This is a genomic window from Nocardiopsis eucommiae (genome assembly GCF_965344335.1).
Classification (GTDB): domain Bacteria; phylum Actinomycetota; class Actinomycetes; order Streptosporangiales; family Streptosporangiaceae; genus Nocardiopsis; species Nocardiopsis eucommiae.
In genome coordinates this window covers 1-24,905 of the sequence record NZ_CBDRIY010000024.1, presented here as the reverse complement: position 1 = coordinate 24,905, position 24,905 = coordinate 1, and the positions used below count along the sequence as shown (strand labels likewise).

Genomic DNA, 24,905 nt, shown 5'->3' with positions numbered 1-24,905 from the left:
GTGTCACCGTGGTCGGAGGACGGCGCGCGGGTGGCGTTCGGGCGTGTCTCAGTCGTCCTTGCCGTCGGGCAGGAACATGCTGACGATCCAGCTCACGATGGTGACGATGATGGCGCCCCAGAAGGCGGGCCAGAATCCGTCCACGTGGAACGGGATGTTGAACAGCCCGGCGATCCACTCGGTGAGCATGAACAGCAACGCGTTCACCACGAGCCCGATCAGCCCGAGGGTGAGGGCGTAGAACAGGCAGCCGACCGTCTTGACGATCGGTTTGATGACCGCGTTGACCACACCGAAGATCGCGCCGACCACGAGATAGACGAAGATCTGACCGGCGGTGTCCTGCGCCGTGACGTCGATCCCGTCGACAAGGAGGACAGCGGCCCAAAGGGCCAGCGCGTTCGCGATAACTCTGATAATGAGGCTCACAACGTAGATGTTCCCATGCCGGTGCAAGGTCCGGAAACTCCGGCGTGGGTGATCTTTTCTTCCGGCGTGTCGCACACCCGCGCCACGCCGGGTGCGGAACCAACCGAGAGGCCCCTCGTGTCCAGTGCGCAGTTCGTCCGTCCCGCCCGTGCCGCCGACGTGGACAGGGTGGTGGACCTCCAGGTCGCGTCATGGCGGTCGGTGTACAAGGACCTGTTGCCCGCCGAGGTGGCGGAGGAGCTCTCCGGAGACCAGGCCCGGGAGAGCTTCCGTGAGCAGTGGACGGCGGCCCTGGAGTCGCCGCCCACCTCCAAGCACCGGCTGGTGGTGGCCACCGACGAGGACGGCGGGGTGCGCACGGTGGTCGGGTTCGCGGCGTTCGGCCCGGGCGGGGACCCGGACCTGTGGCCCGCCAGGGACGCCGAGGTGTTCGCGCTGCACGTGGATCCGGAGCGGGTGCGCGAGGGGCACGGCAGCCGTCTGGTGAACGCCTGCGTGGACCACCTGGTGGAGGGCGGGTTCGGCACGGCGCACGTGTGGGTTCCGGAGGAGGAGAACGCGCTGCGGTCGTTCTTCGAGGCCTCGGGGTGGCGCGCGGACGGGGCCCGGCGGGAGATCGACATGGGTCGTCTGCTGCCGATGGTGAGGTTGCACGCGGCCGTGTCCGAGTAGTGCGGCGGCGCGTCGGCCAGGCACTACCGTTGGGTAGTTGTCCGGCGCGCCCCACGGCGCGCCACCGTCTCGAATCTGGAGGACCGGCGCGTGGCCACGGTCAGTGAATGGGTCTCGGGGCTGCGCCCCCGCACGCTTCCGAACTCGATCGTCCCGGTGGCGGTGGGTACCGCGCTCGCCTTCTCCCTGGACGGGTTCGTGTGGTGGAAGGCGCTGCTCGCCCTGGTGGTGTCCATGGCGCTCCAGGTGGGCGTGAACTTCGCCAACGACTACAGCGACGGGGTCAAGGGCACCGACACCGAGGAACGCACCGGGCCCACACGGTTGACCGCGAGCGGGCTGGCGGCGCCCAGGCAGGTGCTGGCCGCCGCGCTGGGGAGCTTCGCCTTCGCCGGTGTCGTCGGCCTGGTCCTGGTGGCGACCAGTTCGTGGTGGCTGCTGCTGATCGGCGCCGCCGCGATCGCCGCCGCCTGGTACTACACCGGTGGGAACACCCCGTACGGCTACCGGGGCCTGGGCGAGGTCTCGGTGTTCGTGTTCTTCGGCGTGGTGGCCGTGGTGGGCACGGTGTTCGTGCAGATGGAGTCGCTGCCCTGGCAGGCCTGGGTGGCCTCGGTGCCGGTCGGTCTGCTCTCCTGCGCGGTGCTGGTGATCAACAACCTGCGGGACATCCCCACGGACCGGGAGACCGGGAAGATCACCCTGGCCGTCCGCCTGGGCGAGACCGGCACCCGGCGCCTCTACGCGGGCATGATCGTGGCGTCGTTCCTGGTCGCCCTGGTGCTGACCACGGTGTCGTGGTGGGTGCCGCTGGTCCTGCTGGCCGCGCCGCTGGCGGTGCCCCCGCTGCGCCGGGTGCTCGGCGGGCAGGTCGGCCGCGACCTGGTCCTGGGGCTGGGTGAGACCGGGAAACTCCAGATGGCCTTCGGCGTGCTGTTCTCGGTGGCGCTCGCCCTGGGCTAGGCGGGTTAGGGTCGTCGGGTGGATCAGAGCGACGACGACTTCTTCGCGAACCTGCCCGCGACCCGGGGTGCGGCGGGCGGACTCATCCGTTCGACCTCGGGCGACGTGCTCCTGGTGCGGCGCGTGTACGACCCGGAGCGGCCCTGGGGCATCCCCGGCGGGATCATGGAGGCCGACGAGTCCCCCGTGGCCGCCTGCCGCCGTGAGATCGCCGAGGAGCTGGGTGTGACCGCCCGTGTGCTGGCCCCGCTCGTCATCGACTGGGTGCCGTCCCGACCACCCCGCACGGCCGCGTACCAGTGGCTGTTCCGTGTGGAGGTCCCGCACACCGACTTCCGTCTCCAGCCCGACGAACTGTCCGGTTGGGAGTGGGTCCCGCCCTCGCGGCTGTCCGAGTACCTCGCCGCCGGGACGGCCCGACGCCTGGAGGCGGCGGTGTCGGTGGACGACCAGGGGCTCGGCCTGGTCTACCTGGAGGACGGACACGCCGTCCTGCCTGCGCGGACCTGAGCGGACCCACCACCGGACCCCGGTCCGGTTACGATGCCTGCCCCGCCTACGTACCCCCTTGGAGAACCGTGCCGAGCGACCACCCCACCGATCCCCTCGAGCTCGCCCCCGACCCGGTGGCCTGGGCCGAACGCAACGCCCGCCAGGCGAACGCGTTCGACACGATCGGAGACCGCTACGACGAGGCCTTCCCCAACAAGGAAGGCCAGGAGGACTGCGTGCGCAGGCTGCTGAGTCTGCTGCCACCGAGCGCGCAGGTGCTCGACCTCGGCTCGGGAACCGGCCTGCCCACCGCCCGCCAGCTGGTCAGCTCGGGTGCCCGGGTGACCGGCTTCGAGATCTCCGAGCAGATGATCGCGCTCGCCCGCGAGAACGTCCCCGAGGCGACGTTCCGTCAGGCCGACATCGTCGACCTCGACCCGGTGGAGTGCTCGTACGACGCCATCGTGGCCTTCTTCTCGCTGCTCTGCCTGCCCAAGGACCGCATCCCCCAGGCCCTGGGCCGCGTGCGGGCCTCCCTGGTGCCCGGCGGCCTGGTGTGCCTGTCGATGGTCGAGGCCGACCTGGACGACCAGCCCATCTCCTTCCTGGGGAACGAGATCCGCGTGTCCGGGTACCCCCGCGACGAACTGCGGGAGGTGGTGGAGAGGGCCGGGCTCATCATCGAGGACGAGCGCGTGGTCGCCTACAACCCCGAGGGCGCCCACCCCGAGGTGCAGATCTTCCTGACCTGCCGCCGAGGCGCCTAGCCGGACATGTCCGTTTCTCGGGAAGTTGGAGAATTCGACCCTTGCCACTGGTAAGTCCCCAGGTGGAGAAGGGTGCTCCCCGCGCACGCGGGGATGGAACATGACTGAGGGGGACCACCCGTGTGGCGGTCCCCCTCGGTGGTCTGGTGACTAGTCCAGGCCGAGCAGCGGCTCCAGGCCCAGGGTGAGGGAATCCGGGAGCTCAGCGGTCCGGCGGACACCGAGAAGGACACCCGGCATGAACGAGGTGCGGTTCATGGAGTCGTGGCGGATCTTCAGGGTCTCGCCATCGGTACCGAACACCACTTCCTGGTGGGCGATGAGGCCCTGGATGCGCAGCGCGTGCACACGGACGCCCTCGACGTCCGCGCCACGGGCCCCGGGGATCTCCGAAGTCGTCGCGTCGGGCATCGGCCGGGTCCCGGCCTCACGGCGGGCCTCGGCCACCAGCTCGGCGGTCCGGTAGGCCGTACCGCTCGGGGCGTCGGCCTTGTTCGGGTGGTGCAGCTCGATGATCTCCGTAGAGTCGAAGTAGGGCGCGGCCTTCTTCGCGAAGTGCATCATCAGGACGGCGGCGATGCCGAAGTTGGGCGCGATGAGCACCTTCGCCCCCGGCCTGGCCTCCTGGAGGGCGCGCACCTTCGCCAGGCGGGCCTCGTCGAAGCCGCTCGTCCCGACGACGGCGTGGATCCCGTGGTCGATCAACCACGCGAGGTTGTCCATCACCACGTCGGGGTGCGTGAAGTCGACGACGTAGTCGGCCCCCAGCACCGCGTCACGGTCGGCGGCGCTGTCCACGCCGGCGACGAGTTCCATGTCGTCGGCGGCCTGAACCGCCTTGACGACCTCTGACCCCATGCGCCCATCGGCGCCGAAAACTCCTACCTTGAACACGGCACGAGCGTAGCGGAGTTCGGCGTGGTGGGACGGGTCGGGGCGCGTCACACGTGTCACTCTGACCCCATGGAACCGAACTCGGAGCACTCGCAGAGGCGGCTGGGATCGCTGTTGAACGGGCTCCGGGCGGCGGTCCTGGGCGCCAACGACGGCATCGTCTCCACGGCGGGTCTCGTGGTCGGCGTGGCGGGCGCCACCCCGCACCGGGAGGCCCTGCTGGTCGCGGGTGTGGCCGGGACCCTGGCGGGCGCGCTGTCGATGGCGGCGGGCGAGTACGTCTCGGTGAGCACCCAGCGCGACACCGAGCGGGCGGCGATCGCCCGGGAGCGGCGGGAGCTCACCGAGGACCCGGACGGCGAGTTGGAGGAGCTGGCCGGGATGTACCGGGAGCGCGGACTCAGCGAGAGGCTCTCCCGCGAGGTCGCCAGGGAGCTCACCGACCACGACGCGCTGAGCGCCCACGTGGAGGTCGAGCTGGGCCTGAACCGCTACCGGGCCAATCCGTGGCAGGCCGCCTTCGCGAGCATGTTCTCCTTCCTGCTGGGCGCGATGATCCCGCTGTCGGCCATGCTGTTGAGCCCCGACGCCTGGCGCCTGGCCGTGACGGTGGTCGCGGTGCTGGTGGCCACGGGTCTGCTGGGCGCGGTCAGCGCGCGGATGGGCGGCGCCCTGCCGATGCGCGCGGCGGTGCGGTGCGTGCTCGGCGGGTCGTTCGCCATGCTGGTGACGTACACGGTCGGCACGCTGATCGGCGTGGCGGCGGGCTGAGCTCAGCGCACGGTGGCCAGGGTGAGGGCGAAGTCGCCCGGTTCGTCGGTCCACCAGTGGGTGAGGTCGAACCCCGCGGCGTCGAGTTCGGCGGTCATTCCTTCGCGGCGGAACTTGGCGGAGATCTCCGTGCGCATCTCCTCGCCCTCGAAGAAGTCCACCTCCAGGTCGAGGTCGGCGACGCGCACGTGCTGCGGAGCGCGGGCCCGCAGGCGCATCTCGATCCACTCGCACTCGGCGTTCCACACCGCGACGTGTTCGAACGCGGTGGGGTCGAAGTCGCCGCCGAGCCGCTGGTTGATCACCGAGAGCACATTGCGGTTGAACGCGGCGGTCACCCCCTGGGAGTCGTCGTAGGCGGCCACGAGGCGGGCCGGGTCCTTCACGAGGTCGGCGCCGAGCAGCAGGGAGTCCCCCGAGTGCAGCACGCTGTGGATGTCGCGCAGGAAGGAGGCGCGCGGTCCGGGTTCCTGGTTGCCGATGGTCGATCCGAGCACTGCCAGGAGCTGACGGCCGCCCTCACTGACGGGCAACAGGCCCAGGTGCTGCTCGAAGTCCCCGACCACGGCGTGTACGTCCAGGCCCGGGTAGTCGTCCGCGACCGGGCGTGCCGAGGCGGCGAGGAACTCCCCGCTGACGTCCACGGGCACGAACCGGGAAAGGCCTCCGTGGCGGCGCATGGCGTCCAGGAGCAGCCTGGTCTTGACCCCGGAACCGGACCCGAGCTCGATCAGGGCGACCGCTCCGGCGGCCTCCGCGATCTCGTCGGCGCGCGTCTCCAGGATGGAGCGCTCGGCCCAGGTCGGGTAGTACTCCGGAAGCCGCGTGATGTCCTCGAAGAGCGCGCTGCCGCGTTCGTCGTAGAACCACTTGGGCGGCAGTTGTTTGGGCCGCGCGGTGAGTCCTTCCGCGACGTCGGTGCGCAACGCCTTGTCGAGCTCGTCAGCGGTCAGGTTGCGGTCAATCCGGAACATGGTGCCTCCTGTGTCCCTTACGGATGTACCCGGGGCGGGGTGAAACCAGTGGGGTGCGCGACCGGGTCAGCCGAGCGGGTGGATGTCGGTGCGCTCGCGGGTGGCCACGACCACGGAGTTCTCCGGGACCTGCCGCCAGCCGCGGCCGTCGTCGAAGGGCTCGGAGGCCAGCCAGGCCCCCTCACGGCGCAGGGTGTAGAGGGTGTCGCCCGCCGTGGTCCCGACGATCACCTCGCCGTCGCTGGCCAGCAGGTTGTACCGGCCCTGGGAGAGTTCCCGCGCGCGGTGCACCGCCGAGACCAGCGCCCCGGCGAGGTCCCTGGACGTCCGCCAGGCCCGGAGGGTCTGCGCGAACAGCGGCGCGGAGTCGACCGGAGCGCGGGCGTCCAGGGCGCCCGGCGGCGAGGGCGCCGCGAGGCCGTCCAGGAGCGCCTGGTCGTCCCGGGCGGCCCCGTTGTGGCTGAACAGCAGGCGGTCGGCCCGGAAGGGCTGGGCCCCGGACTCCTCGGAGCCGAAGCCGACGGTGGCGTCACGCACCGCGGCGACCACGCACCCGGAGCTGATGGACCGGGCGGCGTCCGCGAAGGAGGAGTCGCCCCAGATCGGCATGGCGCGCCGGTAGCGGAGCGGCGCGGTCTCGGCCCCCTCCGGGTACCAGCCGACGCCGAAGCCGTCCGCGTTGACCGTCCCGTACCGCTGCTGTCGCGGGGCCCAGGACTGGACGTGCAGCGAGTGGGGCGCCGCGTACAGCAGTTCGTGCACGGTACGCGGCGGCCCCAGGTAGGCGAGGTGTCGGCACATCAGGCGCGGTCCGCGTCGCGTGCGCAGCGGAACCCGCTGAAGATCTGCCGTCGGATCGGGTGGTCCCAGTTACGGAAGGTGGAGCGCACCGCCGTGGGGTGGGTGGCCCAGGAGCCGCCGCGCAGGACCTTGTACCCGCCGCCGAAGAAGACCTCCGAGTACTCGCGGTAGGGGAACGCGGAGAACCCGGGGTAGCCGTGGAAGGTGGTGGAGGTCCACTCCCACACGTCACCGATCAGGTGCCGTACTCCCAGGGGTGAGTCCCCCTCGGGATGACTGCCGACCGGGTGCGGGCCGAGCGCCCGCTGGCCGAGGTTGGCGTGGCCGCCGGTGGGCTCCTCGTCGCCCCAGGGGAAGCGGCGTGAGCGTCCGCTGGCGGGGTCGAAGCGGGCGGCCTTCTCCCACTCGGCCTCGGTGGGCAGTCGCCTGCCCGCCCACCGGGCGTAGGCCTCGGCCTCGTGGAAGGACACGTGCTGGACGGGCTGGTCCGGCGGCACCTCCTCGACCCGGCCGAAGCGGCGCCGGACCCAGCCGTCGCCGTCCCGCGACCAGAAGGCGGGGGCCACGGCGTCGCGGCGCCGCTTCCACTCCCAGCCCTCGTCGGACCACCAGCGCGGGTCCTGGTAGCCGCCGTCCTCGACGAACCGCAGGTAGGCGCGGTTGGTGACCGGGTCGGTGTCGATCCAGTAGGCGTCCAGGTCCACTGTGTGTGCGGAGCGCTCGTTGTCGTAGGACCAGGGGTCGTCGTCGGTGCCCATGGTGAAGGGCCCCGCGGGGACCAGGACCTCCTCGGCCGGTGGCGGGCTCGGCTCCGGTGGCGCGCTCTCCTCCTCCAGCAGCACGGGGGCGCCCCGGCGGAGCTGGTGGGTGGCGAGCATGGTCTCGTCGTGCATGTGCTCGTGCTGGATCACCATGTGGAAGACGAACCCGGCCTCCAGCAGGGACCGCTCCCCCGGGCTCCGGGGTACGGGGACCGTCTCCAGGTCCGCCGCGTCGAGGGTGTCCAGGACCTCCCTGCGCACCCGGTCGTTGTACTCGCGGGCCTCCTCCGGCCGCAGCAGGGGCAGGGCGACCCGGTCGGCCCGGGGGTTCTCGAAGGCGTCGTACAGGCCGTCGATGTCGGGGCGCAGCGCCTCACGTCCCCCGGCGGCCCTCAGCAGCCACTGCTCCTCGTAGTTGCCGATGTGCGCCAGGTCCCAGACCAGCGGGGACATCAGCGGGGAGTGCTGGGCGAGCAGGTCCGCCTCGTCAAGGGAGTCGAGCGTCAGCCCGTTGCTGCGGCGTCTGCTCCGGTCCAGTTCGGCGGCGATGCGCTCCTTGGCGCGTTCCTGTTCCCGACTCATGGCGTGTCTCCCCCTCGCACGGCGTGGACGCCGCCGTGGTCCTCGTCCCGGGTGCCGGTCTCCGCGCGCGGCTCGGGCACCAGTCGCCCGAGCGCGCCGTCGGCCGGGCACCGTCCGCGTCGGACGTAATGGTCCGCGTAGGCGTCCACCAGGTGGGCGAGCCCGGCGGCGCCCATCCTCGGCAGTGCCTCCACCGCGGCGTCGAAGCAGATCCGCGTGCAGGCGTCGATCTCGGGATCGGCCGGTCCCAGGCTGGCCGAGCGCCGCCACAGCGCGGGGTCGGGGAAGCGGCCCCGGCACAGGCGTTCGGTGGCCTCCTCCGCGACGGCGCGGGCGCGGGGCTCGTCGAACAGCGCGGCGGCCAGTGCCATCGGGACCGGCCACCAGTCCAGCGGCAGGGCGTCGATCATCCGCAGTTCCCACCAGCCGCGCGGGCGTACGGGCGGGAAGAGCGTGGACAGGTGGAACTCCAGGTCGGCCAGCGTGATGGGCCGGGCTCCGCGCCCGCCGATCCAGTCCGCCAGGGTGATGCCGGGGTCGGCCGTCCACTCCCCTCCGCCGCCGGGGACCTCCGACACGGCCAGGAGGTGGGCGGCGAGGGCGTACTCGGCCCAGGCGGTGGCGGGGTCCGGGTGGGTGTGGGACTCCAGGGCCGGGCGGGTGCGGGTGCCGTCGGTGGCCGCCCAGATCGCCCAGCGGGTGGACTTCCAGCCGGTGGGGCGTCCGCGCCACACGGCGGAGTTGGCGAAGGCCGACACCAGGACGGGACCGAGCCGGTGCGCGAGTTCCCAGCGGGCGCCCGCGTCGGCGGGGTCGGCGCCGGTGTCCAGGCAGACCTGGAGTGACGCGGTGCTGCACATCATGGTGTGTCCGCTGGGCTGGCGGCGGTTGGCGAAGAACCGTTCCATGGCCGTGTAGCGGGGCAGGCGGAGCTGGCGGACGGGCGGCCGTACCGGGTCGAGTGCGGTCTCGGCCAGGTGCAGTCCGTCGTCCGCGAGGGTCTTGCGTAGGTGGTCGAGGTCCCGGGCGAGTGCCTCGTGGGCGCGCGCCGGGCCGGGCATGGCCGCCGAGCTGAGCTCGATCTGGCCGCCGGGCTCGAAGGTGATCCGGCTTCCCGCGGGCGGGGGGCCACAGGCCTCCAGCAGCTCCGCGAGGCGGTCGATGGTGACGGGTGCGGTGGGGTCCTCGGGGTCGGTGACGAGCCATTCGGTCTCGGCCCCGACCTTTCCGGGCGGGCCGGTCTTGAAGCAGACACCGTTGATGTAGTCGTGGACGTCTTCCGTGGTCATGTGCGCCATGAGCAGCTCCCTGTGGGTCGCGCCCCACAGGTCCTGCCCCGACACGCACGGTCACGAACGTGTGCGATCACCCCAAATCGTGGCAAGCCGCACGGGCCCGTTCAGCGGGTGCGTCATCAGGTGCACGACACACCCGTTGGCGTCGGGCTTCGTGACGGAGCCGTCCGGCGGGCGCCCTCTAACGTGACGACGATCACATAGCGCGGGCTCGGGTCAGGCGTCCAGGAACTCCCGCACCCGAGCCTCGATGATCCGGCGTTCCTCCTGGTCAAGGGCGATGTCAAACACCTCGCGCAACACCGTTCCCACCTCCCCCAGAGCCAACTCCCGCACCTCGCCGGTGCCGTCGACCCGCTCGACGGACAGGGTCGTGTCGTCGAGCGCGTACCGGGTCCCGCCGACCGTCCGCGCGACCATCAGTCGGTGGCGGAAGGGTGACCGCGGGTGGGTGGTGAGGTAGTGGCTGAACACCGCGTAGTCCTGGGGGAGCACCCCCGAGGCGGCGAAGGAGTACAGGTTCCGCCACTGCCGACCCTCGAAGCCGCGCAACAGCCACTCTTCGTCACCGATCTCCGACACCCGGTCCAGCCGCAGGTTCCAGCCGCCCTGCGAGACCTGCTGGCCGTCCGCGAAACGGAGGGGTTCCACGAGGCCACCGCCGCCGAAGCCGACGTCGGCCAACCAGGGCTCTCCCTTCACCCGCACCCGTAGGAGGGCGTGGGTGGAGGGCCGGGGGCGGCCGTCCCCGCCCAGCAGCACCCGGGCGGTGAAGGCGGTCAGGGTGAACCCGAGCCGGTCCAGGGCGGCGGCGAGGAGCAGGTTCTGCTCGTAGCAGTAGCCTCCCCGGCGGTGGTGGACCATCTTGTCCGTCAGCGAGGGGACGTCCAGCGGGACCGGGCGTCCCAGGAGCAGCTGGAGGTTCTCGAAGGGGATGGCCGCCAGGTGGGCGCGGTGCACAGCGGTGAGGGTGTCCAGGGTGGGTGGCGGTGACCCGGACAGGCCCAGGCGCGCCAGATAGGCGTCCAGGTCGAGGGCCGCGCCGTGCCAGAAGTCACGGTCGGTGAGGGCCGGTTCGGGTACCGGCGGCGGACCCGGCGGCGTCGCGGGTACGGGTCGCCCATGCTGCTCGTTGGTCCCCATGTCCTGGCTAACGGCACCCGCTCCGGAGCTGTTCCGGCACCCGCACGCCCGCCTCCCCCACACCGCGCGGACACACGCGGCCCTCTGGCCACCCGCGCACACGCCCCTCCCGACCTCTCCCGGAGGCACACACGCGACCCCAGGGCGAGACAGCGAACCGCACTGGCACCGTCACTGCACCCACGCGCAGCGCTCACGCCCCTGTCCACTCGGGACACTCCTGTCTCCCAGGGCCCCACGTACTGCGCGCGCGGCCCCGGGCCGACACCCTCCCCCTCGGCCACCGAGGAGCACGCGTACCGTGACCGGGCGTCGGCCAGGGCTCCCCTACACGGTGACGGGACCGGGCGGACCGTCCGCGCGCAGGCGCCCGGTCTCGTCCTCGGCCGCCCAGTGGCAGGCCACCCGCCGCTCGGCGCCGCCGCCCAGCACCGCCGGGTCCACGGTGGTGCACAGGTGGGCCACCCCGGCCCGCTCGGCCTCCCCCGAGACCAGCACGGGACAGCGCGGATGGAACCGGCAGCCCGCGGGCACCTGCTTGGGGTCCGGCGGCTCTCCGGAGAGCACCACCGGTTCCTCCTCGGCCCCGGCGTCGGGCAGGACCGACAGCAGCGCCCGCGTGTACGGGTGGGCGGGCGCGGACAGGACCTCCTCCACGGTGCCGAGCTCCACCACGCGCCCCAGGTACATCACGGCGACCCGGTCCGCGATGTTCCACGCCAGCCCGAGGTCGTGCGTGGCCACCAGTGCGGACAGGCCCAGTTCGTCGCGCAGCTCCAGCAGCAGCCGCAGGATCTCGCCGCGCACCGACGCGTCCAGGGACGCCACCGGTTCGTCAGCCACCAGCACCTCGGGGTCCAGGACCAGCGCCCCGGCAATCACCACGCGCTGCCGCTGGCCGCCGGAGAGCTCGTGGGGGTAACGGGTGAAGAACCGCTCGGGCGGGCGCAGCCCGGCCTGGGACAGGGCCCGGGAGACCCGTTCGGTCTCGTCCGCGGTCGTGCCCTCGTGGATGCGCAGGCCCTCCACGACGGACTCGTAGACGGTGCGGCGGGGGTTGAGCGAGCCCATCGGGTCCTGCTGCACGAGCTGGACGCGGCGCCGGTAGGCACGCAGGTCGCGCGAGCGGTAGCCCAGCGGGGCGCCCTCGAACAGGACGCGGCCGCCGGTGGGACGCTCCAGCCCGAGCAGGGCCCGGGCCAGGGTGGTCTTGCCGCAGCCGGACTCCCCCACCAGGGCGACGATCTCCCCCGCCGCCACGTCGAGGTTGACGCCGTCGACCGCACGGGCGGTCCCCCGGCCACCGCCCGGGGCGGCCCCTGCGGCGAAGGCCACCCGCACGTCGTCGGCGCGCAGGATCGGTCCGGTGTCCTCCCTCGGAACGGAGAGGGAGGAGGGCTGTCGTGAGTCGGTGTCGGCGCTCAACGGCTCGTCTCCTCGGTGTCGTGGGAACCGCTCGTGTCGTGGGAACCGCGTGCGCCGCCGTCCCCCGGGGCCCCGCTCCGGTCCGGCAGGCCCGGCCCGTGCCCCACGTGCACGCAGGCCGCGTGCCGGTCGGTGTGGCCGTCGCGGTCGGGGCGGACCGGCCACAGCGGCGGGTCGACGGTGGCGCACACCGTCTCCGCGACGGCGCAGCGCGGCCGGAACACACAGCCCGAGGGCGGGTCCGAGGGATCGGGCGGGTCGCCCGGCAGTCCCCGGGGGGCCAGGCGCGAGGCCGGGTCACCGATCTTGGGGAAGGCCGCGCTGAGCGCGCTCGCGTAGGGGTGCGCCGGGGCGTGCACGACCTCGCGCGCGGGCCCCTGCTCGACGATCCGCCCCGCGTACATGACCGCGACCCGGTCGCAGGTCGCGGCGAGGACGGACAGGTCGTGGCTGATCATCAGCATGCCGATCCCGGTCTCGTCCACCAGCCGTTCCAGCAGGCCGAGGATCTGCGCCTGGATCATCACGTCCAGGGCGGTGGTCGCCTCGTCCGCGATGATCAGGCGCGGCTCGCAGGCCAGCGCCATCGCGATCATGACCCGCTGGCGCTGGCCGCCGGACAGCTGGTGGGGGTAGTCGCGTCGGCGGGAGGCGGGCAGCCCCACCTGTTCGAGGAGCTCGGACACCCGCGCGTCCACCCGGGCCGGTCGGACCAGTTCGTGGATGAGCAGCGGCTCCGCGATCTGCTCACCGATCCGCTTCACCGGGTTGAGCGAGTGCATGGCGCCCTGGAAGACCACCGAGGCGCCCACCCAGCGCACGGCGCGCAGACGGCCCCACTTCATCTGCAGGACGTCCTCGCCCTCCAGCAGGATGCTTCCGGTGACCTTCGCGCTCGCGGGCAGCAGCCGCAGCAGAGCCAGGGCCACCGTGGACTTCCCGCTGCCGGACTCCCCCGCCACCCCGAGGGTGTCGCCGGGGTTCAGGGACAGGCTCACGCCGCGTACGGCGGGGACGTCCCCGCCGCTGCCGGAGTAGGTGACGCGCAGGTCGCTGACGTCGAGAAGGCTGGTCAACTCTGCCCCCGGAGCCGTGGGTTGATGACGGACTCGACCGCGCGCCCGCACAGGGTGAAGGAGAGCGCGACCACGGCGATGGCCAGGCCTGGCGGGACGATGTACCACCAGATCCCGGCGCTGATCGCCCCGGCGGTGCGGGCCGCCTCCAGGATCCCGCCCCAGGAGATGGTGGTGGGGTCGCCCATGCCGAGGAAGGCCAGGGTGGACTCCGCGATGATCGAGGTGGCGACCAGCAGCGTGGTCTGGGCGAGCACCACCGGCATGACGTTGGGCAGCACGTGCCAGCCCATCACGTGCGCGTGGCCGCCGCCGAGGGCGCGGGCGCGCTCCACGAACGGTCGGGCCTCCACGGCCAGGGTCTGCGCGCGCACCAGGCGTGCGGTGGGCGGCCAGACGGTGAGGCCGATCGCGATGATGATGGTGCCGGTGCCGCGCGGCAGGACGGCGGCCAGCGCCACGGCGAGGACCAGGGTGGGCAGGACCAGGAACCAGTCGGTGACGCGCATGAGCACCGTGGACACGATCCGGCCGCCGACGCCGCCGGACGAGCCGAAGTGCCCGGCGGTGACGCCCACGAGGGTGCCGAGGGTGACCGAGACGAACGTGGCCAGCAGGCCGACCGTCAGCGAGACCCGCGCGCCCCAGATCACGAGGTCGAGGATGGAGCGGCCGAAGTTGTCGGTTCCCAGGGGGAACCGCCAGCTCGGCGGTTCGTGGGAGGCGCCGGGCGCTCCGGTGATGGTCAGGTGGGTCTGGTCGATGAACAGCGGGGCCGTCACGGCGAGCACGCCGATGGTGAGGAGCAGGCCCAGGCCGAGGAGCCCGGCCCGGTTGCGCGCGTACTCGCGGGCGAAGCCGACCAGGGCCTCGCGGCGGCGCCTGCGGGCCAGGGCGCTCGCGGAGAGCGTCGGGACCGGCGGCGTGCCGTCCGCCGACGGTCCGGCCGTGGCGGGTCCGGTGGGTGTGTTCATGGGCGCACCCTCGGGTCGAGCAGCGGATACACCAGGTCGGCCAGGAGGTTCATGAGGATCACCGAGGCCGCGAACACCACGAACAGCCCCTGGACGAGGCCGAGGTCGGGTACGCGCAGGCCGGAGTAGAAGAGCTGGCCGAGGCCGGGCCAGGAGAAGACCGTCTCCACGAGGATGACCCCGGAGACGACCTGCCCGAGGTTGAGGAAGATGAGCGTCACTGTGGGCAGCAGCGCGTTGGGCACGGCGTGCCTGCGGCGCACCAGCGCGTCGCGCAGCCCCTTGGCGCGGGCGGTGACCAGGTAGTCGGCGCCCTTCTCGTCCATCAGCGAGGAGCGCATGATCATGAGGTACTGCGCGTAGATCACCGCGACCATGGTCACGACCGGCAGCACCATGTGCCGGGCGGTGCTCAGCGCGGTCTCCAGCGGTCCGGTGGCGCTGGGCGAGACCATGCCGCCGGTCGGGAACAGACCGGGCATGAACCCGCGCCCCGAGGCGAGCAGCACGATCAGCAGCAGGCCGAGCCAGAACGTGGGCACCGACCAGAAGAACAGTGCCACCGCCGTGTTGATCCGGTCCCCGCGTCCGCCCGGCCGCCACCCGGCGCGGGCGCCGAGGAACAGCCCGAGCAGCGCCGCGATGACCGTGCCGGTCCCGGCGAGCAGGATCGTCGGGCCCAGGCGTTCGAGGATGAGGTCGACCACGGGTTCCCGGTACTGGAAGGAGATCCCCAGGTCCAGCCGGAGCAGTCCGGCGGCGTAGTCGAGGAACTGCTGCCAGAGGGGCTGGTCGAGGCCGAACTGGCGGCGCAGTTCCTCGCGCTGTTCGGCGGAGACCTCTCGGCCCTCGGTCATGGCGCGGACGGGGTCGCCGGGCAGGATCCTGAAGAGGAAGAACCCGGCGACGATCACGGCGAACAGGGAGACCACGGCGGTGGTCAGGCGGCCGAGCACGTAGGTGGCCACGGGGGCCACGCGGCCGAGCCCCGTGGGGCCCGCCGGGGCGGGGACGTCGGTGGTCCCCGCCCCGGTCGGTTCGTCCGCCTCGGTGGGCGTCATGGTCACTCGCGGTCCTCCACGGTGGAGCGTCGACGGAAGAAGACGAAGGCACCCGCGACCACCAGCACCAGCACGCCGGCGCCGATGCCGATGAGCGCCCCGGTGGACACACCCGAGCCGCCGCTGCCGGCGCCCTCGGCGGGCTCGGCCGACCACCAGGCCCAGTAGCCGTCCTGCCCCCAGATGTTCCCGCCCTCGGCGGGCTCCAGCTGGAGGCTGGCGACGTGGTCGGTCCGGTAGGCCTCCATGATGTTCGGGTAGGTCAGGACGTTGACCACGGCCTCCCGGTACAGGACCTCCTGGAGCTGGTGGATGATCTCGGCGCGGGCCGCGCGGTCGTACTCCGCCAGCTGCGCGGCGTAGAGCTCGTCGTACTCCTCGTCACAGAAGTAGGCGTCGCCCTGCATGGTGCCGGGTTCGGTGGGCAGCGCGTCACAGGTGTGGATGCTGAACACGTAGTCCGGGTCGGGGTTGACCGTCCACCCGGTGAAGATGAGGTCGTACTCGGCGTCGTAGAGGGCGTCGCTCAGGATGCCCGGGTCGACGGTCTGGTTGTCGATCTCGATGCCGAGGTCCGCGAGGCGCTCGTCGATGACCTGTCCGGCCTGGACGTTGTCCGGCCGGTCGGCGTGGACGTGCATGCGCAGTTCGAGCCGGTCGCCGTCGGGCGAGACGCGCACGCCGTCCTCGCCCCTCTCGTACCCGGCCTCGTCGAGCATCGCGTTGGCGGCGTCGGGGTCGAAGTCGAGGATGGCCTCGTCTCCCTCGGGCGCCCAGTGGAAGTCGGTGTAGCGGGGCGGGACGTAGCCGCCCGCCGCGACGGCCTGGCCGTTGGCGCCCTGCTGGACGATCTCCTCGTTGTCGATGCCCATGACGATGGCCTGGCGCAGGGTGCGGTCGGCCAGCGCCGGGTGCCCGTCACCGAACTCCTCGCCGTCCTGCGTGACGGCGCCGGGGTTGATGGTGAAGGCCTGGAACCGCTTGCCGTCCGCGATGTTGACGGCGACGTTGTCCAGGGTCTCCAGGGAGGTGATCTGGGCGTCGGTGAGCTCGTAGACGAAGGAGACCTCGCCGCTGCGCAGCGCCTCGACGGCGGCGTCCTTCTCCGAGTAGTAGCGGAAGTAGAGCTCGTCGAAGCCGGGTGCGCCCCGCCAGTGGTCGGGGTTGGCCTCCAGACGGATGTGTTCGCCGCGCGCGTGCTCGGTGAGGACGAAGGGGCCGGTGCCGACCGTGGGGAGGTCGTCGCCGGTGTAGTCGGCGAAGGCCTCGCCCTGTTCCTCGATGATCGGTTCCCAGACGTGTCTGGGGACGATCGGCACGCGCAGGGACTCCATGGTCGCCTGCGGTTCGTCCAGCTCGATGACGACGGTCGTGTCGTCCTCGGCGGTGACGGTGTCGAACCCGGAGACGTAGTTGCCGTTGGCGACGGCGGCGGCCTCGTTCTCCATCATCGTGGTGAACGTCCACGCCACGTCGTCGGAGGTGAGCTGCTCGCCGTCGCTGAAGAGGGCGTCGTCACGGAGGTTGAAGGTCCAGGTGAGGCCGTCGTCGGAGGTCTCCCATGTCTCCGCGAGGGAGGGGGCGGGCTCTCCGGTCTCCGGGTCCACGGTGGTGAGGCTGTCGTAGACGTGCCGGAGGATGTTCGTGGTGACCGCGAGCTGCGCGGTGAAGGGGTTGAAGGAGTCCACCTGCTGGGCGATGGCGACGGTGAGGGTGGTGCCGCTCGCCTCGTCGGCGGCCGCGGGGGCCACCGTGAGTCCTCCGAGGAGAAGGAGCGCGCTGCCGGACGCCGCCGTCCGCCGGAGAAGGGTGCCGGAGGGAGGATGGTGGGTTTTCATAACGGCCCCTGTCAGGTTTCGTGGGGTTGGTGGCATTGCCACCTGGGGGTTGTTGGTTGTCTACCAACTCGTCACGACGAGCGTCAACGATCTTCGAGGTGAGGCGGGATATCGCAACACATTCGACTCCTGTGTCAGGAGCGTTCGTGTTTCCTGAGGATGAAGTGGCTTTTGTTCCCTGTCCGAAACCGGTCTCTGATTCGCGACGATTGGCAGACTCCGCTACGGTTCCCGCCATGATGGGGCACTCGCACGCACTCAGTGGCGTGGTCGGCTGGATGGCGGTCGTACCGCTGGTCCAGGGCACGGAATTCCTTGGACTCAGCTTCGACCTGGGCCCCGGTGAGATCATCGCCGGTTCCCTGGTGTGCGCGGGCGCGGCCCTGCTGCCGGACGTGGACCACAAGAGCGCGACGGTGACCAAGACCTACGGCAAGGCCACCGAGATCCTGAGCGACATTCTCAACTGGGCCTTCGGGGGGCACCGGATGGGGACCCACTCGTTCTTCTTCGCGATCCTCATGGGCGTGCTGGTGCAGGCCCTGGCCCTGTGGTCGGAACTGGCCGTGCAGATCTTCGTGTTCCTGCTGGTCGGAATCGCTCTCCAGGGGCTGGGTTTCGGCATGGACAAGAACCGGACGGCCTCGGGGATCATCAACGCGCTGGGAACGGCGGCGATCACCCTCACCCTGTTCTCGGTGGGCGTGAACTACACGTGGCTGGGCCTGGCGGTGGCCTTCGGCATCGTCCTGCACTTCTTCGGGGACATGATCACCAAGATGGGCGTGCCGATCTTCTGGCCGTTCTGGAAGAAGCGCATCGGCCAGGGCAAGGGCTTCGTCACCAACGGCCCGGTGGAGCAGAAGGTGGTCACCCCGCTGCTCACCATCGGCGTCATCATCGGCTCCGTGTACCTGTTCGACTGGCCCACCCTGCTCCCCGACCACTAGGGGCGGACGCGCGTCGTTCCGCACCGGCCGCTCCGAGCGCGGGACGCTTGGCCGGAGCGGTGGGGCCTCCTAGGCTGGCGGCGTGACTCGAACCACAGAGGGCATCAGCCCCGAACTGCACGCCTACGTCGTCGCCCACAGCCAGCCGGTGGACCCGGTCCTGTCGGACCTGGCCGAGGAGACCGCCCGACTGTTCCCCGAGTCCCAGGGGATGCAGATCGGTCCCGAACAGGGCGCCTTCTCCACGCTCCTCACCCAGCTGTCGGGGGCGCGGAACGCGGTGGAGATCGGCACCTTCACCGGATACTCCTCGATCTGCTTCGCCCGCGGCCTGCCCGCGGACGGCACCCTGCTCGCGCTGGACATCAGCGAGGAGTGGACGTCGGTGGCCCGGAGGTACTGGGAGCGGGCCGGGGTCTCACAGAAGATCACCCTGCGGATCGGCCCGGCGCTGGACTCGCTGCGCGCCCTGCCGAGGGAACCCCAGTTCGACCTGGCCTTCCTGGACGCGGACAAGACCGGCTACGTGGACTACTGGGAGGAACTGGTCCCCCGCACGCGCCCCGGCGGGCTGCTGTTGGCCGACAACACCCTGTCCCACGGCCGGGTGGTGGACCCCGAGCAGACCGCGCCGCACGTCCAGGGCATCCGTGACTTCAACGACAGGCTCGTCGCCGACGACCGCGTCGAACAGGTCCTGCTCCCCATCGGAGACGGCCTCACGCTGGCCCGCAGGCTCTGAGCCCCCCGACTCCGTCCGCCCGGGTTGTCCACAGGCCGGACGGTTCTCCCGGCGGGGACGGGGTGATCTTGGGTAATGTCCAGTTCCATGCGCCTGCTGCACACTTCGGACTGGCACCTGGGTCGCTCCTTCCACCGGGAGAACCTCATCGAGGCCCAGGCCGCCTTCCTCGACCACCTCGTCGACACCATCCACGCGGAGCGGATCGACGTCGTGGTGGTCGCCGGTGACCTCTACGACCGCGCCCTGCCGCCGGTCGACGCCGTGCGCCTGTTCGACCGCGCCCTCGGCCGCATCCGGGAGACCGGGGCCAGGGCGGTGCTGATCAGCGGCAACCACGACTCCATGGCCCGGATGTCCTTCGCCACCGGCCTGATCGACGCCTCCGGGGTGCACCTGCGCAGTTCCCTGGACGGGATCGGCACCCCCGTGCTGATCGAGGACGAGCACGGCCCGGTGGCCTTCTACGGCATCCCCTACCTGGAACCGGAGATCGCCCGCCACCACTGGGACCTGCCCGAACGCGGCCACCCGGCGGCGATCGGCCACGCGATGGACCTGGTCCGGGCCGACCTCGCCCAGCGGCCGGGCACCCGCTCGGTGGTGCTCTCCCACGCGTTCGTCACCGGCGGGGAGCCCTCCGACAGCGAGCGCGACATCTCCGTGGGCGGGGCCTCGCACGTGCCCGCCTCGGTCTACGACGGGGTCGACTACGTGGCCCTGGGCCACCTGCACGGCCGCCAGACCATCACGCCGTCGGTGCGCTACCCGGGCAGCCCGCTCGCCTACTCCTTCTCCGAGGAGCACCACCGCAAGGGGTTCTGGCTGGTGGACCTGGACGCGGACGGCTTCTCCGGAGCGGAGTTCGCCGACGCCCCGGTGCCCCGGCCGCTCTCCCGCGTCCGGGGCCGCCTCGACGACCTGCTCACCGAGGACCGGTGGGATCCCCACACCGGGCACTGGCTCCACGTCACCCTCACCGACCCCCGGCGTCCCGCCCAGCCCATGGACCGCCTCCGCGAGCGCTTCCCGCACACCCTCATGCTGGAGTTCGACCCCGACGACGGCGACGTGGAGCGGCGGCCCGTCACCGTGGCCGTCGCGGACCGGCCCGAACGCGAGGTGGTCGCGGACTTCGTCGCGTGGGCCCGGGGCAGCGCCGCGACCCCGGAGGAACGCGCGCTGGTGGACCGCGCCGTCGAAGAGGTCCGCGTCCAGGAAGGGACTCGCTAGATGCGGCTGCACACCCTCACGATGACCGCCTTCGGGCCCTTCGCCGGAACCGAGACGGTCGACTTCGACCGGCTCGGCGGGGGCGGGCTGTTCCTCATCCACGGGCCCACGGGCGCGGGCAAGACCTCTGTTCTGGACGCGGTCTGCTTCGCCCTCTACGGCGACGTCCCCGGTGCGCGCGGCAAGGACCGCTCCCCCAGGAGCGACCACGCCGCACCCGGCGTCCGGCCCGAGGTCAGCCTGGAGTTCACCGTCCGGGGACGCCGCGTGCGGATCGAGCGCAACCCGCGGTGGGAGCGGCCCAAGAAGCGCGGAAGCGGCACCCTCACGGAGAACCAGAAGGTCCGCGTGTTCGACTGGCGGGGCGACCGCTGGGAGGGCGTGACGACCCGCCCGGACGAGGCCGGGCAGTTCGTGGGCGACCTGGTCGGGCTCACCATCACCCAGTTCTGCCAGATCGTCATGCTGCCCCAGGGCGACTTCGCCCGGTTCCTGCGGGCCAAGTCCGACGACCGGCGCAAGTCCCTGGAGCGCATCTTCAACACCCGGGTGTTCCGGGACGTGGAGGAGTGGTTCGGCGGGCACGCCCGGAAGCTGGAGCGCGAGGTACGCGCCGCCGACGAACGCGTGCGGGCGGTCTCCGGAAGGATCGCGGAGGTCGGCGGGTCCACGGCCCCGCAGGCCCCGGAGGAGCTCACGGCCTGGGCCGCCGAACTGGCCTCGGTGCAGGCCGCCACCGCCCGCGACGCCGAGGAGGTCACCGCCGAGTTCACGCGGGCCCGGGACCGGGCCAGGGAGGCGCTGGCCACGGGGCGTGAACTGCTCTCCCGCAGGGAACGGCTGGCCGCCGCCCGGGAGCGCCGCGCCCAGCTGGCCGAGCGGCGCGCGTGGCGGACCGGGATCGACACCCGTCTGGCCGCCGCCGAGCGGGCCGACACGGTGCTGCCGTCCCTGCGCGCCCGCGACCACCGCCGAGCCGAACTGGACAAGGCCGAGCTGGCCGTCACCGACCGCCTGGCCCTGGTCAGCGGCCTCGCGGACGTGGACGCCGCCGGGCTGACGCACGTCGACGCCGCCGCACTGACGGACATCGACGCCACCGGACACGCGGAGCAGGGGGACCACCCCGACCTCCCCGCGACGCTGCGCTCCGCCGAGAGGTCGCGCCACGACGAGCTCGCCCGCCTGGACCACCTGCGCGGGGACGCCGAACGCCGTCGTTCCCTGCACCGCGACCTCGCCGCGCTCGACCGGCGGATCGCGGCCGTGCGCACCGAGGCGGACCGGGCCCGTGAACGGGTGACGGCGCTGCCCGCCCGGGTCGGGACGATCACCGAGGAGCTGCGCCGGGCCCAGGAGCAGTCCGGACTCACCGACCCCGCGAAGGCCGCCCTCGACCTGGCCGAACGGCGTCGCTCGGCCGCGCAGGAGCACCGGCGCCTGGGTGGGGAGGTCGAGCGGGCCGAGGAGGAGCGGCGGCGCGCGGTCGACACCGCCCAGACCGCCCGCGACCGGTCCCAGGACCTGCGCGAGCGGCGGATCGCGCACATGGCCGCCGAACTCGCCGCCGACCTGGCCGACGGCGCGCCCTGCGCGGTGTGCGGGTCCACCGAGCACCCCTCCCCCGCCGCACCGAGCGCGAGGGGGCTGGTCTCGGCCGAGGAGGAGCGGGCCGCCCAGCAGGCGGCGGACACCGCCGCCGCCCGGCGCACCGAGGCGGAGAACACCCTGGTGGCGCTCCGGGAACGGCACACGGCCGCCGCCGAGCGGGCCGAGGGCCGCACCGTGGAGGCCGCCGCCGAGGAGGTGGCCGCCCGCGAGCAGGAGCTCACCGAGGCCCGCGCCGCCGCCCGCGAGCTGCACCGCCTGGAGGAGGAGCTGGCCCAGGCCACGGCGGACCTGGAGCGAGCCCGCCAACGCGAGGGCGAGCTGGTCCGTGAGGAGAGCGAACTGACCGCCCGCCGCGAGGAGGGGGCGAGGGAGCACGAGCGGCTGACCGCGCTGCTGGACCGGGCGCGCGGCGAGGACGCCGGGCTGGCCGAGCGGATCGCCCGACTGCGCGGCGAGGCCGAGGTGCTGCGCGACGCGGCGGACGCCGTCGAACTGCGCGGCCGGGCCGCCGAGGAGCTGCGCACCGCCGTCACCGAGGCCGGACGCTCCCTGACCGAGGCGCGCTTCGAGGACGAGGCCGAGGTGGTGGCGGCCGCCCTGGACGAGCGCGGCCGCACCGACCTCAGGGCCCGGGCCCGCGACTTCGACGACCAGTGGGCCGCGGTCGAGGCCCGCCTGGCGGACCCGGAGCTGACCGCCGCCGAACTCGCCCCCGCACCGGACCCCACGGCCCTGGAGGAGTCCGCCCGGACCGCCGACCGCGCGGCGGACCAGGCAGTGGCCTGGCAGGGGATGCTGTCCGAGCGGGCCCGCCGTCTGGCGGATCTGCGCGTGGAGCTCGACGGACAGCTGTCCGGTTCGGAGCCCGTCCTGCGCCGCTACGCGGTGGCCCAGGGGCTGAGCACCCTCGCGGCGGGGACCTCACCGGACAACACCGACAGCGTCCGGCTGTCCGCCTACGTGCTGGCGGCCCGTCTGGAACAGGTGGTGGAGGCGGCCAACCACCGGCTGCTGACCATGTCGGACGGCAGGTACGAGCTGCGGTACACGGTGGACAAGGCGGCGGGCGACGGCAGAGCCCGCTCCGCCGGGGGCCTGGGCATGCGCGTGGTCGACGCCTGGACGGGGGTGGAACGCGACCCGGCGACGCTCTCCGGCGGGGAGACCTTCTTCAGCTCCCTGGCCCTGGCGCTGGGGCTGGGTGACGTGGCCACCGCCGAGGCGGGCGGCACGGAGATCGACACCCTGTTCGTGGACGAGGGTTTCGGGACGCTGGACGAGGACACCCTGGAGGAGGTCCTGGACGTGCTGGACCGGCTCCGCGACGGCGGCCGTGCCGTCGGGGTGGTGAGCCACGTCGCGGACCTCCGCCAACGCGTCACGACCCGTCTCCGTGTGGTGAAGGCCGCCGGTGGCTCCAGGCTGGAGCACCACGGCTGAGCGCACCCCGGGTTGGGGACGGTGCCGGGCGGTGCGACAATGACCAGCGTGAATTCGCTGGTCAACATCGCCGTGTTCGGAATCGGGGGCGCCATCATGGTGGCGGCCCTGATCGGTCTTCTCCTCGTGGTCTCAGGGAGCGCGCGCGGGTCCTCGCCCCGGTTGCTCACCGCCTTCGGTGCGGCGTCGGTGCTGCTCCTGGTGTTGCTTCCGTCGCTGGCCGCGTTCAACGTGATGTCCGGCGGCGGTGGGTTCTGGGTGGGTTTCGCCTCCGCGAGCGTCGTGGCCGCCGTGATGTACGCGGTCAACGTCGCCCTCCTGCCCGTTCTGGCGCGCCGTCAGGCCATGGTCAGCGGGCGCACCGGGCTGGGCGAGCTGCGCCCGTCGGCCTCGGTGCTGCTCGGCGGACTGGTGATCTGCCTGGGTGTGGGTCTGCTCGTCACGGGCGTGACCGCCTTCGTCGTCTGACCGTTTCCGGCCACGCGCGCCACTTCCGAGACGCCGCTCTGTAGCTTCGTGCCGGGGCCCTTCCGGGTCCCGGCACCCTGCGAACGGAGCGGCGTATGCGTGCACGGACCGCCGTGGTGGCGGCGCTCCTGCTCACCGGGTGCGCTGTGGAGCTGGAGGAGCGCGACTCCATCCGGCAGTTCGAGGTCAGCGCGCTGGATCCCACCGGCACGCACCCGTGTGCTCTGGTCCCCGATGCCGCCGCCGTCGATCTGGGGATCCTGGACGAGGAGGGCGAGGGCAGCCCCCAGTCCAACGCGAACTGCTTCTACACGAACCGGGTCGATGCCAGCGTGGACCTACGAGTGGAGGTCCACGAGGAGAGGGACGCCGTCGAGTCCACCGTCTCTGCGGGCTTTTCCGGGGCTGAGGACGAGGAGTTCGTCAGCGTGGAGGGGTACCCGGGCGTGACCCTGGAGTTCCCGGACTCCTGTGACCTCACCGTGGCTGTCTCCGATGAGCACTCGTTCTACGTACAGGTCAGTGCCGACGAGGCATGCGAGGTGGCTGTTGGGGTGGCAAGTGCCGCGATCGCCAACGCCCAGGAGAGCTGATGCCGCGACCCGGAATCTGTCATCCTGTGCCCAGGAGTGGATCGAACCAAAGGTCAAGCGGAGATAACGGCCCACGTTTCCGCAGGTCGTGAAGCGTAGGCCCCGCGCACGCGGGGATGGGCCCTTCATCAAGTCGACCAGCGCGGCCTTCCCAGCATGAGTTACCGAAGCACGCGAGGGGGACGACGGGCCCACGGTCTGTGGGGCGACACCCGTGGCTCCGTGGTGTCCACGGCCATGACGTGTTCTCCGGCCAGGGAGAACTTCGGGGGCAGACTCGGTCACAGGTCGCGGTAGACCTCACGACGGTGCGCCACGCTCAACACGAGCACGAGCAGCTCCCCATCACGGATCGCGTACACGATTCGGTAGTCGCCCACTCGGACCCGCCAGAGATCGGGCTCGCCTTTGAGCGGGATACTCCCAGCGGGGCGGGGATCAACCGTCAGCTCCTGCACCTTGCGAGCGATCCGCAACCGCACCGGCTTGTCAAGCTTGTCGAGCTGTTTGTACGCCTGTTCAGCGAAGGAAACCGTGTAGATCCCGCTCACTGCCCCAGCTCTTCCGCGCTCAGACCGATCCGGCGCATGACCTCGTCGAAGGGCACGGTCGTGGACCGCCCTGCCTCGATATCGGCCAGTCGTTCGGCAGCGATCCGAGCGTCTCGTTCGTCCAACAGCTCCTCGTAGTGCTCGACCATGTCGGCCGGCACGATCGCCGCGGCCCGCTGGTGGCGGCGGCCCCGGGTGACGAATGTGATCTCGCCCCCGTAGACCGCGCGGTTGACTCGCTCGGAGAAGTGGTCGCGGGCCTGGGTCACGGACAGCTCGTGCGCATCACTGGTGTCGGTACTCATGCATCCCATCATGCCCTATGACGCCAACATGGCGTAGTTGGTGCTCTTGGCGTGATTCCACGCACCCCCGTGGCCTGGCGCGGGCACCAGGCCA

At 71.9% G+C, this 24,905-nt stretch carries 25 protein-coding genes; 11 read left to right on the top strand and 14 right to left on the bottom strand.

Going from position 1 to position 24,905, the window contains the following annotated elements:
* Nucleotides 1–48 precede the first annotated feature (48 nt).
* Nucleotides 49–429, bottom strand: a complete 381-nt coding sequence (locus ACRWK8_RS16575) for a phage holin family protein (protein ID WP_378737081.1) — start codon at nucleotides 427–429, stop codon at nucleotides 49–51.
* Between the two features lie 117 nt (nucleotides 430–546).
* Between ACRWK8_RS16575 and ACRWK8_RS16570 the strand changes: the two genes are divergently transcribed.
* The 4 genes from ACRWK8_RS16570 (at nucleotide 547) to ACRWK8_RS16555 (ending at nucleotide 3,323) form a co-directional block, all read left to right on the top strand.
* Complete coding sequence (locus tag ACRWK8_RS16570; protein ID WP_378737083.1) at nucleotides 547–1,101, top strand: GNAT family N-acetyltransferase; 555 nt, start codon at nucleotides 547–549, stop codon at nucleotides 1,099–1,101.
* Nucleotides 1,102–1,191: 90 nt separating this feature from the next.
* Nucleotides 1,192–2,064 (top strand): 1,4-dihydroxy-2-naphthoate polyprenyltransferase, encoded by an 873-nt coding sequence (locus ACRWK8_RS16565; RefSeq protein ID WP_431871343.1) that lies wholly within the window; start codon nucleotides 1,192–1,194, stop codon nucleotides 2,062–2,064.
* A gap of 18 nt (nucleotides 2,065–2,082) precedes the next feature.
* A complete protein-coding gene (locus tag ACRWK8_RS16560) occupies nucleotides 2,083–2,574 on the top strand; it encodes an NUDIX domain-containing protein (RefSeq protein ID WP_431871341.1) in 492 nt (163 codons plus the stop codon).
* A 68-nt stretch (nucleotides 2,575–2,642) separates the two neighbouring features.
* On the top strand, nucleotides 2,643–3,323 hold the full coding sequence (locus ACRWK8_RS16555) for a class I SAM-dependent DNA methyltransferase (protein WP_431871339.1): 681 nt from the start codon (nucleotides 2,643–2,645) through the stop codon (nucleotides 3,321–3,323).
* A 150-nt stretch (nucleotides 3,324–3,473) separates the two neighbouring features.
* Here the strand turns inward: ACRWK8_RS16555 and dapB are convergent, their stop codons facing one another.
* Nucleotides 3,474–4,217, bottom strand: coding sequence for a 4-hydroxy-tetrahydrodipicolinate reductase (gene dapB / locus ACRWK8_RS16550; RefSeq protein ID WP_378737090.1), 744 nt, complete (start codon nucleotides 4,215–4,217; stop codon nucleotides 3,474–3,476).
* A gap of 69 nt (nucleotides 4,218–4,286) precedes the next feature.
* On the opposite strand from dapB, the gene ACRWK8_RS16545 reads away from it, so the two are divergent.
* Nucleotides 4,287–4,988, top strand: coding sequence for a VIT1/CCC1 transporter family protein (locus ACRWK8_RS16545; protein WP_378737092.1), 702 nt, complete (start codon nucleotides 4,287–4,289; stop codon nucleotides 4,986–4,988).
* A 2-nt stretch (nucleotides 4,989–4,990) separates the two neighbouring features.
* Here ACRWK8_RS16545 and egtD read toward each other — a convergent pair whose 3' ends face one another.
* From egtD to ACRWK8_RS16495, 10 genes are all read right to left on the bottom strand, one after another.
* Nucleotides 4,991–5,962, bottom strand: coding sequence for an L-histidine N(alpha)-methyltransferase (gene egtD, locus ACRWK8_RS16540; RefSeq protein ID WP_431871336.1), 972 nt, complete (start codon nucleotides 5,960–5,962; stop codon nucleotides 4,991–4,993).
* 66 nt (nucleotides 5,963–6,028) lie between these two features.
* Nucleotides 6,029–6,763 carry an ergothioneine biosynthesis protein EgtC gene (gene egtC / locus ACRWK8_RS16535; protein ID WP_378737096.1) on the bottom strand — a complete coding sequence of 245 codons (735 nt, stop codon included), beginning with the start codon at nucleotides 6,761–6,763 and terminating at the stop codon, nucleotides 6,029–6,031.
* A complete protein-coding gene (gene egtB / locus ACRWK8_RS16530; protein WP_431871333.1) occupies nucleotides 6,763–8,106 on the bottom strand; it encodes an ergothioneine biosynthesis protein EgtB in 1,344 nt (447 codons plus the stop codon). Before egtB ends, egtC begins: the two co-directional genes overlap by 1 nt.
* Entirely contained in the window at nucleotides 8,103–9,404 is a 1,302-nt protein-coding gene (gene egtA, locus ACRWK8_RS16525; protein ID WP_431871397.1) for an ergothioneine biosynthesis glutamate--cysteine ligase EgtA, read from the bottom strand. Before egtA ends, egtB begins: the two co-directional genes overlap by 4 nt.
* A 213-nt stretch (nucleotides 9,405–9,617) precedes the next feature.
* Nucleotides 9,618–10,544, bottom strand: a complete 927-nt coding sequence (locus ACRWK8_RS16520; protein WP_431871331.1) for an arylamine N-acetyltransferase family protein — start codon at nucleotides 10,542–10,544, stop codon at nucleotides 9,618–9,620.
* Nucleotides 10,545–10,871: 327 nt separating this feature from the next.
* Nucleotides 10,872–11,969, bottom strand: coding sequence for an ABC transporter ATP-binding protein (locus ACRWK8_RS16515; RefSeq protein ID WP_431871329.1), 1,098 nt, complete (start codon nucleotides 11,967–11,969; stop codon nucleotides 10,872–10,874).
* Nucleotides 11,966–13,045, bottom strand: a complete 1,080-nt coding sequence (locus ACRWK8_RS16510) for an ABC transporter ATP-binding protein (RefSeq protein WP_431871327.1) — start codon at nucleotides 13,043–13,045, stop codon at nucleotides 11,966–11,968. Before ACRWK8_RS16510 ends, ACRWK8_RS16515 begins: the two co-directional genes overlap by 4 nt.
* A complete protein-coding gene (locus ACRWK8_RS16505) occupies nucleotides 13,042–14,019 on the bottom strand; it encodes an ABC transporter permease (RefSeq protein ID WP_378737106.1) in 978 nt (325 codons plus the stop codon). The genes ACRWK8_RS16510 and ACRWK8_RS16505 overlap by 4 nt, the downstream gene beginning before the upstream one ends.
* Entirely contained in the window at nucleotides 14,016–15,086 is a 1,071-nt protein-coding gene (locus tag ACRWK8_RS16500) for an ABC transporter permease (RefSeq protein ID WP_378737108.1), read from the bottom strand. The genes ACRWK8_RS16505 and ACRWK8_RS16500 overlap by 4 nt, the downstream gene beginning before the upstream one ends.
* Nucleotides 15,083–16,918 carry an ABC transporter substrate-binding protein gene (locus tag ACRWK8_RS16495; protein ID WP_431871325.1) on the bottom strand — a complete coding sequence of 612 codons (1,836 nt, stop codon included), beginning with the start codon at nucleotides 16,916–16,918 and terminating at the stop codon, nucleotides 15,083–15,085. Before ACRWK8_RS16495 ends, ACRWK8_RS16500 begins: the two co-directional genes overlap by 4 nt.
* Before the next feature lie 236 nt (nucleotides 16,919–17,154).
* Between ACRWK8_RS16495 and ACRWK8_RS16490 the strand changes: the two genes are divergently transcribed.
* The 6 genes from ACRWK8_RS16490 (at nucleotide 17,155) to ACRWK8_RS16465 (ending at nucleotide 23,955) form a co-directional block, all read left to right on the top strand.
* Entirely contained in the window at nucleotides 17,155–17,868 is a 714-nt protein-coding gene (locus ACRWK8_RS16490) for a metal-dependent hydrolase (protein WP_352387874.1), read from the top strand.
* An 82-nt stretch (nucleotides 17,869–17,950) separates the two neighbouring features.
* Entirely contained in the window at nucleotides 17,951–18,610 is a 660-nt protein-coding gene (locus tag ACRWK8_RS16485) for an O-methyltransferase (protein WP_352387876.1), read from the top strand.
* 75 nt (nucleotides 18,611–18,685) lie between these two features.
* The gene (locus ACRWK8_RS16480) at nucleotides 18,686–19,843 is read left to right on the top strand and encodes an exonuclease SbcCD subunit D (RefSeq protein WP_431871322.1); all 1,158 of its coding nucleotides are present in this window, start codon (nucleotides 18,686–18,688) and stop codon (nucleotides 19,841–19,843) included.
* Nucleotides 19,844–22,894 carry an AAA family ATPase gene (locus tag ACRWK8_RS16475; RefSeq protein ID WP_431871320.1) on the top strand — a complete coding sequence of 1,017 codons (3,051 nt, stop codon included), beginning with the start codon at nucleotides 19,844–19,846 and terminating at the stop codon, nucleotides 22,892–22,894. It abuts the gene before it with no gap.
* Nucleotides 22,895–22,933: 39 nt separating this feature from the next.
* Nucleotides 22,934–23,362, top strand: coding sequence for a hypothetical protein (locus ACRWK8_RS16470; RefSeq protein WP_431871318.1), 429 nt, complete (start codon nucleotides 22,934–22,936; stop codon nucleotides 23,360–23,362).
* Nucleotides 23,363–23,457: 95 nt separating this feature from the next.
* Nucleotides 23,458–23,955, top strand: a complete 498-nt coding sequence (locus ACRWK8_RS16465; RefSeq protein ID WP_431871316.1) for a DUF3558 family protein — start codon at nucleotides 23,458–23,460, stop codon at nucleotides 23,953–23,955.
* Nucleotides 23,956–24,236: 281 nt separating this feature from the next.
* On the opposite strand, the gene ACRWK8_RS16460 is transcribed toward ACRWK8_RS16465, so the two are convergent.
* Nucleotides 24,237–24,506, bottom strand: a complete 270-nt coding sequence (locus ACRWK8_RS16460) for a type II toxin-antitoxin system RelE family toxin (RefSeq protein WP_378737121.1) — start codon at nucleotides 24,504–24,506, stop codon at nucleotides 24,237–24,239.
* Nucleotides 24,503–24,811 carry a type II toxin-antitoxin system prevent-host-death family antitoxin gene (locus ACRWK8_RS16455; RefSeq protein WP_431871313.1) on the bottom strand — a complete coding sequence of 103 codons (309 nt, stop codon included), beginning with the start codon at nucleotides 24,809–24,811 and terminating at the stop codon, nucleotides 24,503–24,505. The genes ACRWK8_RS16460 and ACRWK8_RS16455 overlap by 4 nt, the downstream gene beginning before the upstream one ends.
* Between the last annotated feature and the right edge of the window lie 94 nt (nucleotides 24,812–24,905).

Coding starts and splice junctions, on each gene's coding strand:
- ACRWK8_RS16545 (WP_378737092.1), top strand. CDS start 4,287: ATGGAACCGAACTCGGAGCACTCGCAGAGGCGGCTGGGATCGCTGTTG.
- egtD (WP_431871336.1), bottom strand. CDS start 5,962: ATGTTCCGGATTGACCGCAACCTGACCGCTGACGAGCTCGACAAGGCG.
- egtC (WP_378737096.1), bottom strand. CDS start 6,763: ATGTGCCGACACCTCGCCTACCTGGGGCCGCCGCGTACCGTGCACGAA.
- egtB (WP_431871333.1), bottom strand. CDS start 8,106: ATGAGTCGGGAACAGGAACGCGCCAAGGAGCGCATCGCCGCCGAACTG.
- egtA (WP_431871397.1), bottom strand. CDS start 9,404: ATGGCGCACATGACCACGGAAGACGTCCACGACTACATCAACGGTGTC.
- ACRWK8_RS16520 (WP_431871331.1), bottom strand. CDS start 10,544: ATGGGGACCAACGAGCAGCATGGGCGACCCGTACCCGCGACGCCGCCG.
- ACRWK8_RS16505 (WP_378737106.1), bottom strand. CDS start 14,019: ATGAACACACCCACCGGACCCGCCACGGCCGGACCGTCGGCGGACGGC.
- ACRWK8_RS16495 (WP_431871325.1), bottom strand. CDS start 16,918: ATGAAAACCCACCATCCTCCCTCCGGCACCCTTCTCCGGCGGACGGCG.
- ACRWK8_RS16490 (WP_352387874.1), top strand. CDS start 17,155: ATGATGGGGCACTCGCACGCACTCAGTGGCGTGGTCGGCTGGATGGCG.
- ACRWK8_RS16480 (WP_431871322.1), top strand. CDS start 18,686: ATGTCCAGTTCCATGCGCCTGCTGCACACTTCGGACTGGCACCTGGGT.
- ACRWK8_RS16475 (WP_431871320.1), top strand. CDS start 19,844: ATGCGGCTGCACACCCTCACGATGACCGCCTTCGGGCCCTTCGCCGGA.
- ACRWK8_RS16470 (WP_431871318.1), top strand. CDS start 22,934: ATGACCAGCGTGAATTCGCTGGTCAACATCGCCGTGTTCGGAATCGGG.
- ACRWK8_RS16465 (WP_431871316.1), top strand. CDS start 23,458: ATGCGTGCACGGACCGCCGTGGTGGCGGCGCTCCTGCTCACCGGGTGC.
- ACRWK8_RS16455 (WP_431871313.1), bottom strand. CDS start 24,811: ATGAGTACCGACACCAGTGATGCGCACGAGCTGTCCGTGACCCAGGCC.